Origin of the sequence: Actinomyces marseillensis (assembly GCF_900155605.1) — a bacterium.
Lineage (GTDB): Bacteria > Actinomycetota > Actinomycetes > Actinomycetales > Actinomycetaceae > Pauljensenia > Pauljensenia marseillensis.
Genome location: NZ_LT707420.1, coordinates 600,158 through 612,448 on the forward strand (window position 1 = coordinate 600,158; position 12,291 = coordinate 612,448).

Annotated in this window: 10 protein-coding genes; 8 read left to right on the forward strand and 2 right to left on the reverse strand. The window is 59.6% G+C overall.

Annotated elements, in window-relative coordinates; translation table 11 throughout:
- The 3 genes from BQ8011_RS08990 to BQ8011_RS02595 all read left to right on the forward strand — a co-directional run.
- Positions 1 to 2,947 (forward strand): prealbumin-like fold domain-containing protein (locus BQ8011_RS08990; RefSeq protein ID WP_234952139.1); only part of this gene is annotated, 2,947 nt, incomplete at its 5' end.
- Positions 2,948 to 3,027: 80 nt separating this feature from the next.
- Positions 3,028 to 4,653, forward strand: coding sequence for a SpaH/EbpB family LPXTG-anchored major pilin (locus BQ8011_RS02590; protein WP_083429973.1), 1,626 nt, complete (start codon positions 3,028 to 3,030; stop codon positions 4,651 to 4,653).
- A gap of 105 nt (positions 4,654 to 4,758) precedes the next feature.
- Positions 4,759 to 5,823, forward strand: a complete 1,065-nt coding sequence (locus BQ8011_RS02595; protein ID WP_083429974.1) for a class C sortase — start codon at positions 4,759 to 4,761, stop codon at positions 5,821 to 5,823.
- An 82-nt stretch (positions 5,824 to 5,905) separates the two neighbouring features.
- Here the strand turns inward: BQ8011_RS02595 and BQ8011_RS02600 are convergent, their stop codons facing one another.
- Entirely contained in the window at positions 5,906 to 7,639 is a 1,734-nt protein-coding gene (locus tag BQ8011_RS02600; protein WP_072457197.1) for an L-serine ammonia-lyase, iron-sulfur-dependent, subunit alpha, read from the reverse strand.
- Positions 7,640 to 7,768: 129 nt separating this feature from the next.
- Here BQ8011_RS02600 and BQ8011_RS02605 point away from each other — a divergent pair, with 129 nt between their 5' ends.
- The 5 genes from BQ8011_RS02605 to BQ8011_RS02625 all read left to right on the forward strand — a co-directional run bounded on the left by BQ8011_RS02605 (position 7,769) and on the right by BQ8011_RS02625 (position 11,603).
- Complete coding sequence (locus BQ8011_RS02605) at positions 7,769 to 8,248, forward strand: S-ribosylhomocysteine lyase (protein WP_034500846.1); 480 nt, start codon at positions 7,769 to 7,771, stop codon at positions 8,246 to 8,248.
- Between the two features lie 56 nt (positions 8,249 to 8,304).
- Positions 8,305 to 9,069 (forward strand): 5'-methylthioadenosine/S-adenosylhomocysteine nucleosidase, encoded by a 765-nt coding sequence (mtnN, locus tag BQ8011_RS02610; RefSeq protein WP_034500844.1) that lies wholly within the window; start codon positions 8,305 to 8,307, stop codon positions 9,067 to 9,069.
- Between the two features lie 11 nt (positions 9,070 to 9,080).
- Entirely contained in the window at positions 9,081 to 9,569 is a 489-nt protein-coding gene (locus tag BQ8011_RS02615; protein ID WP_034500842.1) for a low molecular weight protein-tyrosine-phosphatase, read from the forward strand.
- Entirely contained in the window at positions 9,566 to 10,411 is an 846-nt protein-coding gene (locus BQ8011_RS02620) for a hypothetical protein (RefSeq protein WP_034500841.1), read from the forward strand. The genes BQ8011_RS02615 and BQ8011_RS02620 overlap by 4 nt, the downstream gene beginning before the upstream one ends.
- A 97-nt stretch (positions 10,412 to 10,508) precedes the next feature.
- Positions 10,509 to 11,603 (forward strand): ROK family protein, encoded by a 1,095-nt coding sequence (locus BQ8011_RS02625; protein ID WP_081940742.1) that lies wholly within the window; start codon positions 10,509 to 10,511, stop codon positions 11,601 to 11,603.
- Positions 11,604 to 11,705: 102 nt separating this feature from the next.
- Here the strand turns inward: BQ8011_RS02625 and BQ8011_RS02630 are convergent, their stop codons facing one another.
- Positions 11,706 to 12,254: a phosphoribosyltransferase gene (locus BQ8011_RS02630; protein ID WP_034500839.1), complete on the reverse strand. Its 549-nt coding sequence runs from the start codon at positions 12,252 to 12,254 to the stop codon at positions 11,706 to 11,708.
- Between the last annotated feature and the right edge of the window lie 37 nt (positions 12,255 to 12,291).

A 12,291-nucleotide genomic window follows, 5' to 3' on the forward strand; every position in this document is an offset into this window, starting at 1 on the left:
CCCCGCCGCCAACTTCGCGGTGACCACCGGCGACACCTGGCGCGACAACACGAGCCGCAAGCCAGCGACCACCGGCACCGTGTCGGTCACGAAGCCCACGGCTTCCTCCGCCTCGGCGCGCAACAAGTACATGGCGCCCACCGAGACACTCGCGTCGCTGACCCCCATCGCCTTCGGTGAGGGAGGCGCAAAGTACGACTCAAACTTCATTCCCTTCGAGGTTGGCAACTCTGACTTCACCATTTCGGAAAATCAGATTGCTGATCCGCAGTGGAAGCTCAAAGACATCAAGTGTGTCAACGGTATCGGCGAAGACGTCGCCGTCACCAAGACGGAACGCGGCGTCAACTTCAAGAACGTCGGCGGCGCAGCCTCGAACGAGGCAGCTCCCATCACGTGTACCTTTGTCAACGAATACGAAGCTCCGAAGGTCCCGAACCTGCGCGTTCAAAAGAGCATTGAAAACAACGGTGGCGTCACCGGCGCGACCGAGTTCGATGTCGATTACAAGATCGTTGCCACCAACGATGGGAACGGCGCCGGTAACACCGGCAAGCTGACGGACAAGCCCGACTTTGCCAAGGGCCTCGAAATCCAGTCCGCTAAGGTCGCCACGACCCAGGCCGGCCTCGCTGGTGCCGCAAACGCAACCGCAAGCGGCGGCGTCTACACCCTGACCAACGGAGTCAACCTCGATCCGGGTAAGACCGCTGAGTTCTGGATCCGCTTCCACGTGAAGCGCAACGAAACTGCCGCTGGCTACGACGTCAAGAACCTCGAATGTAAGGTCACCGGAAACAACGTTCCGACCCCCGGATTCGGTCTCTTCAACCAGGTCGTCGCCGAAAACGGCAAGGACTCTGACGGTGAAGACAACAACAAGGCCTGTGGTCCGGTTCCCGTCACCAAGATGCGCGTCGAAAAGAGCATCCAGGTAAACGGTGCAACCACGGGTGCCACCGACTTCATCGTCGACTACAAGATCGTTGCAACCAACGACGGCAATACCAAGGCGTCGACCGGCAAGCTGACGGATAAGCCCGACTTTGCGAAGGGTCTTGAGATCCAGTCCGCTAAGGTCGCCACCACCCAGGCAGGCCTGACCGGCGCAGCCACTGTGACTCCCGCTAACGGTGTCTACACTCTGACCAACGGAGTGGAACTCGATCCGGGTAAGACCGCTGAGTTCTGGATCCGTTTCCAGGTCAAGCGCAACGAGTCGGCCACTGGCTACGACGTTAAGAACCTCGAATGTAAGCTCGACGCCAACGGTATTCCCACCGCCGGCTATGGCCTCTTCAACCAGGTCGTCGCAGAAAGCGGTAAGGACCACGACGGTGAAGACAACAACAAGGCCTGTGGCCCGGTTCCCGTTACCAAGATTCGTGTTCAGAAGAGCATCGAAGCAAATGGCGGCGCAAACACCGGCGCGACCGAGTTCGATGTCGATTACAAGATCGTTGCAACCAACGACGGAAACCTGAAGACCTCGACCGGAATCCTCACGGACAAGCCCGAGTTCGCCAAGGGTCTTGAGATCCAGTCCGCTAAGGTCGCCACGACCCAGGCCGGCCTCGCTGGTGCTGCAAACGCAACCGCTGCAAACGGCACCTACACTCTGACAAACGGTGTGGAGGTTGAGCCCGGCAAGACCGCCGAGTTCTGGATCCGCTTCCACGTCAAGTTCAACTCCGCAGCAGCTGGCTACGACGAGACCGCTCTCGAATGTAAGCTCGACGCCAAGGGAATCCCCACCGCCGGCTTTGGCCTCTTCAACCAGGTCAACGCTCAGACGGGCAAGGACCACGACGGCATCGACAACAACAAGGCCTGCGGCCCCTACGTGCCCGCAAAGGTCCGCGTTGAAAAGAGCATCGAAGCAAACGGTGGCGCCACCGGTGCAGCCGAATTCGATGTCGACTACAAGATCGTCGCAACCAACGACGGACAGATCGCAACCACCACCGGCAAGCTCACGGATAAGCCGGAGTTCGCTAAGGGTCTTGAGATCCAGTCCGCAAAGATCGCGACCACGCAGGCCGGCCTTACTGGTGCTGCAAACGCAACCGCAGCTAACGGTGTCTACACGCTGACCAACGGAGTCACCCTCCAGCCCGGCACTACCGCCGAGTTCTGGATCCGCTTCCACGTCAAGCGCAACACCGCTGCCTCCGGCTACAGCGAAACCAACCTCGCCTGCCACCTCGATCAGAAGAACCTCCCGGTTCCCGGTTTCGGCCTCTTCAACCAGGTCTACGCCGAGAACGGTAAGGATCACGACGGCATTGATAACAACAAGGCCTGTGGTCCCAACGTTCCTCACGAGATCGTCGTCGTGAAGGCCGGTACCCAGAACACGGGTAAGACCTTCACCGACCCGACCAACCAGTACACCTCCGGAGACGGATCGGCGCTCTACCCGCTCAGTGGTGCAGAGTTCGCGATCTACAGCGGCGGTAACCCGCAGAGCTCCACCTCCGCGACCCTCGTCAAGACCCTGTCCGCAGGAACCACGACGGATGTCTACTACTGGTCAGTCACCGGCCTTGAACTCAACACCGACTACTGGTTGGTTGAGACCAAGGCACCGGCTGGACACAGCCTCCTGCCTCGTCCGATCCCCTTCCGCCTGACCACGGATGGCAACGGCACCGTTGTCACCCTGGGCGCGGAGGTGCGCGATCAGACCAAGTGGGCCAACTCGGCCGTCCAGGCCTACGCCTCCGTCACAAACGCAACACTGCCCCAGAGCGATCAGGGCTTCGTTGTGGGCGGCGCACGCAAGGCCACCATCTTGGTCAAGGACACGGAGGTAGGACACCTGCCCGTCTCGGGCAGCCTCGGAATCTACCCGTACATCGGTGTCGCAATGGCGCTTATGGGCGGGGCGATGGTGATCTCTCTGGTCACCATGAAACAGCGTCGCAAGGCGGAAAACTTCGCCTGAGACACTGACCCTAGTTGATGACTAGTTCACATCACCATCACTCGATCTGTTCAAAGATCCCGTACAACAGGAGAACACAAATGACAACTCTTAAGACCCGTCGAGGCATCAGCCTCCTCGCCGTCATCGCAGTTGCTGCTGGCGCTGCTGCGGTTCCGGGTATTGCTACGGCAGCCCCGACCGCATCCGCATTCGGCGTCGTTGCAACCGCTCCCCAGCTCCCCTCGCTGGTCGACCTGGACCCCGCCAAGACCGGCTCCATCACCATCCACAAGCTGGTGAAGGATGACACCAACGGCACCACCGAAGGCACCGGCCTTGAGGACACCACGGTCACCGGCACCGGCCTCGACGGCGCAAAGTTCACCGTCCAGCGCCTGACCGGCGTCGACCTGACCACTCAGGCCGGCTGGGAAAAGCTCGTGGGCTACAACGGCAACGTTGACGCCGCAAAGGCTGACGGCGTTGACGCCCCGGTCGAGAAGACGACCGCTGGCGGCGGCCTCGCAAAGTTCGAGAACCTGCCCCTCGGCGCCTACATCGTCACCGAGACCGTGACCCCCGCGGGCTACATCGGCTCCAAGCCCTTCATCATCACCGTCCCGATGACGCACCCCACCGAGAAGAACGAGTGGAACTACAACCTGCACGTCTACCCCAAGAACTCCAAGGCTGGCGTTGACAAGCAGGTCAAGGACGACACCACTCCCGCGGTTGGCTCCGAGATCAACTACACCATTAACTCCGACATCCCCAGCCTCCCCGCTGGCGACAAGCTGAAGACCTACATGGTCGCCGACCAGTACGACAAGCGCGTCACCATTGCGACCAGCGATGTCACCCTGGCGCTGTCTGACGGCACCGCTCTTGTGGCCGGCACCGACTACGATCTCAAGACCGCTACCGGAACCGTTGCTGCTGGTACAGACAACTACAAGTTCATCACCGCTGTCTTCACCGAAGCCGGCCGTAACAAGATTGCTGCCGCCCGTGCAGCAGGAACCGACGCCACCAAGGTCGTCATGAAGCTCAAGGGCACCGTCACCGGTCCGCTCTCCGGAAACGGCCTGGTCCCCAACAAGGTCACCCTGATCCCGAACACCCCGGCAACCCCGTGGGATCCCGAGTCGGGCACCACTCCTCCCCCGGAGTACCCGAACTCTGAGGTCGTCTCCAAGTTCGGCAAGGTCAAGATCACCAAGGTCTCCGCAGCCGATCCGACCGCCAAGCTCAAGGACGCCGAGTTCTCGGTCTACAAGTGCACCCCCACCGGACTGACCTCCGGCACCGACAACTTCGTTTCCACCAACGCAACTCTCGGTGACAAGATCACCGTTAATGGCAAGGACACCTTCACCACCGACGCCGACGGCGTCGTGGAGATCGACTCCCTGCGCAACAACGACTGGGAGAACAACAAGCAGGTCGACAACCCCGGTTGGTACTGCCTCGTTGAAACCAAGGCTCCTGCAGGCTTCGAGCTCCAGACCCGCCCGATCGCCTTCCAGATCCTCCAGTCCAACTCCAAGGCCGACAACCAGTACACCCTGGAGACCACGGTCAAGGATGCTCCTCACAACGGTGGATTCCGCCTGCCCGTCACCGGTGCTGCCGGTGTGGGCGTGCTGATCGCAGCTGGCTCGGCACTCGTTGCTGGCGCTGGCGCCATCACCATTGCGAACAAGCGTCGCAAGGAAAACGCCTGATCTCTAACTGAGATTTAGCCGGGTGCGGGAAGGCCCACAGGTCTTCCCGCACCCGTTTCTGTACAATCAACACCAACTCCCATCACCCCATCCAAAAGGCGACTCATGAGCGAGAACGACATCCACGCAGACGACAGCCTCACAAGCACCCCGGTTCAGGACGACACGCCCGAAACTGCGGAAGCACGCGAGCATAGACTCCGCAAGGCAAAACGTCGCCGTCGCCTCTTCACCATCCTCCCCCCGATCCTGCTGATCCTCGGAATCTTGGTCCTGCTCTACCCAGTCGTTTCGACCTACCAAAACAACGTCGAACAACAGCGCATCGCCAAAGCATTCAGCGCCGAACAAACCAACGTCGGTCGAGATGTCGTTAAAGACGAACTCGCACGCGCTGACGAATACAACCGCCAAGCCGCCGAAGCACCCATTCTTGACCCCTGGTTGGAATCCCAGCGGCCTAATACCCCCCAATACTCCGATTACCTGTCACAACTGAACGTGAACACCGTCATGGCGACCGTTAAGGTCCCCAAGGCCGATATCAGCCTCCCCGTCTACCACGGCACAGAAACCTCCACTCTTGAAAAGGGCGTCGGACACCTCTTTGGAACCGCACTCCCCGTCGGCGGCGAAGGAACCCACACGGTTCTCACCGGCCACTCGGGCCTGGGAAGCGCAACCATGTTCGACCACCTCAACCGCGTCGAACTCGGTGACGTCTTCTACATCGAAGTCTTAGGGCGCCACCTCAAGTACAAGGTCACCGACATCCGGACCGTTCTCCCGAACGAAACGGAAACCCTGAACAAGGTCGCAGGAAAAGACCTCGCAACCCTGATCACCTGTACTCCATACGGAATCAACACTCACCGCCTCCTGGTCACCGGCGAGCGCATCCCCATGGACGATGCGCAGGTCGCAGAAGAATCGGCCGATGTTGAACCCGCTGTCGTTCAGACCTGGATGATCGCCGTTGTCGTCGGCATTATCATCGTCCTCATCGCGACCGCAGTCCTATGGTTCCTCGCCCACAAGAACCGCAAGAAGCGCGAAGCAGCGCAGCTCGCAGCGGCAGAAAGTGGCGCACTCGAAGCTGAAGGCGACGCCGCACAAGGCCTCGAAAGCGGAAACACCCCGACCACTGACGCTTCTGAAGCTCGCGAGTAGAGCTCACGCAATACGTCGTTCACACTCAGTGCCCCACCTTGGGAAACCAAGGTGGGGCACTGCGCTTCACGCACAACGGCTCTTAACACTCGACAACGTTCACAGCCAAACCGCCAGCCGAGGTCTCCTTATATTTCGAGAGCATGTCATTTCCCGTTTGACGCATCGTCTCGATCGCGACGTCCAAAGATACAGTGTGCCGGCCATCGCCCCACAGGGCCATTCGAGCCGCATTAATTGCCTTCACAGCAGCAATCGCATTGCGCTCAATACACGGGATCTGAACCAGGCCGCCAACCGGATCACAGGTCAGTCCCAAGGAATGCTCCATCGCGATCTCAGCAGCATTCTCCACCTGCTCTGGAGTGCCACCCAAAGCCTGCGCAAGCCCCGCAGCGGCCATCGCCGAGGCCGAACCGACCTCACCCTGGCACCCCACCTCCGCGCCGGCAATCGACGCATTGGTCTTAATGAGAGCGCCAATCGCAGTCGCCGCGAGCAAGAACTCGTGAATGCACTCTTGTCGAGCGCGCGCGCACTCCGAATTCCCGCCCAGAGGAAGCTCCGAAATCCGGGCCATCTGCGCAGGAGAGCAATTCGGGAACTCAGCACCGGCCTCGGGGCAGAAAGAAACAAGGTAACCAAGAACAGCAGGGATCACACCAGCAGCGCCATTCGTCGGCGCAGTGACAATGCGGTGACCCGCAGCGTTCTCCTCGTTCACCGCAAGAGCGTAGAGGTTAACCCAGTCCATGGCGCGCAAAGGATCCTGCATAGCGCCGGCCCAGCCATGGCGCTTTTCCAAGCAAAAAGCCTTCTCTGCGCGGGCACGCAACTGCGCTGCCAGGGCATTTGCGCGCCTGGGCACATCCAAACCACCCGGCAAAATACCCGTTGAGGCGATACCCGCATCGATCGCGCCGAACATCGTATGCGCAATGTGATCGAGGTATTCGGTGAGTGCAGCAGCGGGACGCGCGGAAAGTTCATTGGCGCGCACGAGCTCGGCGATCGAAAGCCCAGAGCGCGTGCACTGCTCCAAAAGCTCAGCGCCCGTCGAGAAGGGGAGAGGAGCGGGAGTGCACATTCCCGTCGTTTCCTGCGCCGAGGCCAGCGAAGCGATCTCGGGATGCTCGCTATCGTCATTCGTTTGCGCCATGACGAAACCGCCGCCCACCGAATAGTAGGTGCGCTGCAACAGTAACTCACCCGGGTAATCGACCGATTCGGAAGACTTCCCGCAAGCTTGGTCATCACGGGCGATGCTGTCTTGGCCTCGGGAAGCGCCCGCCGTCGATGAAGCCTCACCGTAAGCACTGATCGTCAAAGCATTGACGTGATAGGGCAGGACCCTCCGCGGAAGAAAACGAATATCCGCCTCGATATCAAAGGGAATATCGCGCCCACCCGCAAAAGGAAGCATCCCGCTCGAGGCGATCGAAGGAATGACGCTCTCGACCGTATCGATAGAAACAGTCTCCGGGTCATAGCCCGCCAAACCCAGTAGAACTGCGCGATCGGTGTTGTGGCCTCGACCGGTCGCACCAAGAGAACCAAAAAGCTCGACGCACACGTGGGAGAGACGCGAATACTCGGGAAGCGCACACAGCTCCGTCGAAAAAGCCAAGCCCGCGCGCATGGGACCCACCGTGTGCGAAGAAGAAGGACCAATACCGACCGAGAACATGTCGAAAACTGAAAGCGGACGAGCGGCCGAGCTTGCGGGGACTTCGCCGGCGACAATCGCGGCGGGAGTAGGCGTATCTGCGCTGTATTCGTCCTGTGTGGTGACGTCAATCGGCGGCTGAAGATCCATGGGTTCTATTGTGCCCGAAAAAGCCCCGTGAAGTGGAAAAGAGGGGCACCAGGTACACGGGAGAAAACTCTCTTGCGCCATGCGAGACTGCCCCGCGCACTTTGGGCGAATCTCTATAAACTTGATGTCATGACTGAACGCATGAATGTCGAATCCTTTAACCTCGACCACCGCAGTGTCCTTGCCCCCTACGTTCGCGTTGCCGACCGCAAGACTCTCCCCGGTGGTGACGTCCTCATCAAGTACGATGTCCGCTTCACGCAGCCGAACAAGGCTCACCTGGAGATGCCTGCCGTTCACTCCATCGAACACCTGAGCGCAGAGCTTATGCGTAACCACACCACCAAGCTCATCGACTTCGGCCCCATGGGCTGCCAGACTGGCTTCTACGCGCTGCTCCTGGGCGTGGAAACCGAAGAATTCCTTCCCATCTTGCAGGCAACCTTCGAAGATATCCTCAACGCAACCGAAGTTCCCGCCGCGAACGAGGTCCAGTGCGGCTGGGGCGCGAACCACTCCCTGTCCGCCGCGCAGGACGCCGTCCGCGAATTCCTCGCGCACCGCGACGAGTGGCTTGTCGTCACTCAGGACGATGCGGCCTCGTGCTGAGGCGTGTGCCGCTTTCTTCAACCGACAACTGACGATCTTTCCCAGAGAGGCCACTCATGTCCTTGACCCTGACCCCTTCGCGCGTTCTTCCCACGGTTGACGCCTTCATTCAGTGTGCGATGGTCATGGAAGCACAGCCCTTCCTTGACGCCCTTGCGCCCCTCCCCGGTGCCGATGCGGTCGAGACCCTCAACGTCGGCGCGGAAGGTCACCACCAGCAGAGCTATGCCCTTGGCCAGTTTGCGGGCCACACCGTCCTCGTCATCACCTCCGGCGTGGGCATCGCCAACGCCGCGGCAGCCGTCGCACGAGGCCTGACCATGGCCACCCCGAAGATCGTCATCGCGGGCGGCACCGCGGGTGGACTTGAAGGTGGAATCAAGGTTGGTGACGTCGCAGGCGCCATCTCCACGATCTACAACGACGCCGATGCCACCGTTTTTGGCTACGAACTTGGCCAGATCCCGCGCATGCCAGTGGACTACCACTCCTCGCAGCATGCGATCGACGCTCTTGCCAAGCTCGGCGAGGCGCAGCCCCACACCGTGCGCACGGGCCGCATCGTCACCGGCGATTCCTTTGCCTCCGAAAAGGTTGTTGCCCGAATTCGCGCTGGCTTCCCCGACGCGCTCGCGGTCGACATGGAAACCTGCGGAATGGCACAGGTGTGCTGGTCCAACGGCATCGACTGGATCTGCCTACGCGCGATCTCGGACCTGACCGGGGAAGGCGCCGATGAGGACTTCCACATGAACGGTGAAACCGCCGCATACCACTCTTTCGAGGCCGTGCGCGCATACCTCCCGCTCTTTTGCGCCTGAGAGGTGATGCCATGTCCTTTTCAGTCCTGATGGTCTGCACCGGCAACATTTGTCGCTCCGTGATGGCCGAGCAAATCCTTCGCGAGGCGGCCGCCAATAGTGGGGTCGACATTTGTGTTGATTCCGCGGGCATCAGCGATGAAGAACACGGGCATGGCATTGATTCGCGTGCTGCACGTGCACTGCGCGAGGGCGGGTATCGCGTGCCCTCGCATCGTGCTCGCCAGGTTCAGGCGGGGGAACTCCAGCGCTGGGATCTGATCCTTGCGATGACCTCCTCCCACCTTCGCGCCCTTGAACGGCTTGCGGGTGGCCCCGATCCGAAGATCCGCATGTTCCGTGATTTCGAGGAGGTTGCAGGCAAGCCCGCTCGCGGGGGCAGTCGTGATGTGCCCGACCCCTGGTACGGTGATTATTCCGATTTCGAGGCCACGCGCGCGACCATCGAAAAGTGCACTCCCGCGATCCTTGAGTATGCAGCAGGGAGCTTGAATCGGTGACGAAACGATTCACGCGCACGCGCGCGCTTCTCACGCTGTGCGTGGCGGCGGCCTCGGCAATGGGGATCGGGGGCTGTGGGCAAGCAGAACCCGAGATCACCCAGACGCCTACGTCGGAAGCGCCCCGCGGAATCGCGCTCGACTACACGGGGTTTGACCCGGAAAACTTTATTTCAGACCAAGTGCTGGATGATTCGACGACGATGACGGACGCGCAGATTGCGGCCTTCATCGAAGAAAAAGGCGAAGGCTGCCGGGCGGGGCGTGCGAATGATCAAGATATCCCTTGCTTGAAGGATTTCTCGGTCGTCACTGAGAGCTATGCGGGCGATGACTACTGTCCATGGGGATACCAGGGCGGTGAGGAAGAAAGCGCCGCGCAGATCATCGGGCAAGCCGCGCGTTCATGTGGAGTGAACCCGCAGGTTCTTCTGGTGACCCTCCAAAAAGAACAGGGCTTGATTTACGCCTCGGGCGGGGATTTTCAGTGGTTTAGCTACCCCAGCGCGATGGGGTACGCCTGTCCGGATAACAGTACCTGCGATCCCGATTACGCGGGTTTTCAACGGCAGGTCTACTATGCAGCGCGGCAATTTGCGATCTACCGGATAAAGCCTGAGCGTTATCGATTCCAGGCGGGGCAGCGGGTTGAGGCTCGCTATGCGCCCGCACAAGAGTGCACCACGACGCAGATTACTCCTGCTAACCGAGCAACTGCGAGCATGTATAACTACACGCCTTATGTGCCGAACAGGGGTGCGTTGAAAGGGCGTGGGGATGACTGCTCTGTCTATGGGAACGCAAATGTTTACGCATACATGCGAGCGTGGTTTCCACAATAATGTTGCAACTCAAGCAATGATGGGTGGCGCGGGTATACACTGACTATGCTGAGCACGCCCGTGTTCGTGCGACAACGTTGTTGCAGAGGGGCTCGTCATGGAACCGTATGATATACACAAAAGAACAGCGGATCCGCCGCAGGTCAAAACAAAGCCTCCGGGCTATGAACTATTTGATGAATGCGCGGTTGGAATCGCACTCTTACCGGGACGAATCCATGCTGTTGTCATGGATCGTTCGGGGCGTGTGCGCGAAGAACGTTCCCGCGTCATCACCAGTGACTCCGACAAAGTCGTCACCACCATCAATAAGCTAGGTGAAGAACTTGTCCAAAGCGCTGAACCATATGGGGCGATCAGGGGAATTGGCCTGAGTATCGACGGGAGAGTGACCCGTCAGCGCACCTGTGTTCTGGAAGCTTTGGGCTGGGATCATTTCCCACTCCTCCAATACATCACCGTTGATGCGCGGCTTCCTCTATCGATCATTACAAACCTTGAAGGCTTGGCAACCTACGAAATCGCCTATGGGGTTGGGCGGAGGATGGATGATTTCCTTGTCGCTCAAATTGCAGAAAAGGTTGCGTTCGTTGAGGTCGAGGGCGGAAAACTCATTACAGATCCCACCGGGAAATACGAACGAGTCCTCCACCTTCCTATCGCGGGGAGTAATGGTGTGTGCTCGCTGGGACACATGGGGTGCGCCAGCGGCGCGCTGATCCCCTCGGCTGTTCTTGCTCGTGCTCGAGGCGCACGCCTCGATGAAGGGAAAGACGACAGGCCGCGCGACATAGAAGAACTCATCACCATGGCCCGCACCGGAGACTTCGTCTGCCGGCGAGTTGTCATGGAATTCGCCCGCAACCTTGCGGTTTTCTTGCAAGGACTCAGCTACATTACGCAAAAGGAGCGCATTGTCCTTGACGGAAGCGGGGTGCGAATCCTCGCCTCGGACTGGGCGGTGCTCTTCGAAGATGAACTCTTCTCTTTTTCTTCAAATGGAGTTGTCGCTCCGACTGTCGTCCACCGCTCAAACGCAGACAGTCGTTGGGCGTGCGGTGCGGCAGCGCATCTGTTTGCAACCGTTGGGGGTCCCAGGAACCTGCGGGTGATCAACCGGAATGGGGATATTCAAGGCACTGAGGTCGTACACCACCAGCGCGAGCACTACGCCTCTCTAGTTGCCTTGTAACGAGGCGTTGAGGGCCGGCAAAATAATCACGGGACTGCGAGTAGCGCGCAGTCCCGTCATTGTGTGTCGTAGAGCCTAAGCGTGGAGCCTCAGCTCAAACGACTACTGTGCCTGAACGACAGGCAGAACAGACCAGGGGAAGTTAATCCACAAATCGGTGTAGTGCCACACGAAATCCGGATCGATGATTGACACCGGCTTCTTGTAGATCACCGCGGAGCGTGCTTCGACCTTTGCGTGCGCCTGACCATCCAAGCTCAAACCGCGCTTTTCAATAAGCTCCATGACCTTCTTGAGGGTCTTACCCGAATCAGCAACGTCATCGACAACAAGGACCTTCTTGCCATCCATCGCGGAGACATCCATCAGCGGGGGAAGAACCTGCGGCTCATCCAAGGTTTCGCCCAGACCCGTGTAGAACTCCAGGTTCATGGTGCCGATTGCCTTCACACCCAGTGCATAGGAAAGCGCGCCGGCCGGAATCAGGCCGCCGCGCGCGATTGCAACAATAAGGTCGGGCATCCACCCGGAATTGACGATCTGCTGGGCAAGTTCGCGCGAAGCATCGCCAAACTGTTGCCAGCTCAGGTTTTCGCGGTTCTCACCGGTATTGGTAGTTGCGCCGTCGTCGAAGGGGGTGGAAGCAGTCATGCGATGAGTCCTTTGAATGGGATCAAAAAGATCGGGT

Bases quoted from the DNA above. Each gene is read 5' to 3' on its own strand.
- BQ8011_RS02625 (WP_081940742.1), top strand. From the start codon at position 10,509: ATGGAACCGTATGATATACACAAAAGAACAGCGGATCCGCCGCAGGTC.
- BQ8011_RS02590 (WP_083429973.1), top strand. From the start codon at position 3,028: ATGACAACTCTTAAGACCCGTCGAGGCATCAGCCTCCTCGCCGTCATC.
- BQ8011_RS02615 (WP_034500842.1), top strand. From the start codon at position 9,081: ATGTCCTTTTCAGTCCTGATGGTCTGCACCGGCAACATTTGTCGCTCC.
- BQ8011_RS02600 (WP_072457197.1), bottom strand. From the start codon at position 7,639: ATGGATCTTCAGCCGCCGATTGACGTCACCACACAGGACGAATACAGC.
- mtnN (WP_034500844.1), top strand. From the start codon at position 8,305: ATGTCCTTGACCCTGACCCCTTCGCGCGTTCTTCCCACGGTTGACGCC.
- BQ8011_RS02605 (WP_034500846.1), top strand. From the start codon at position 7,769: ATGACTGAACGCATGAATGTCGAATCCTTTAACCTCGACCACCGCAGT.
- BQ8011_RS02595 (WP_083429974.1), top strand. From the start codon at position 4,759: ATGAGCGAGAACGACATCCACGCAGACGACAGCCTCACAAGCACCCCG.
- BQ8011_RS02630 (WP_034500839.1), bottom strand. From the start codon at position 12,254: ATGACTGCTTCCACCCCCTTCGACGACGGCGCAACTACCAATACCGGT.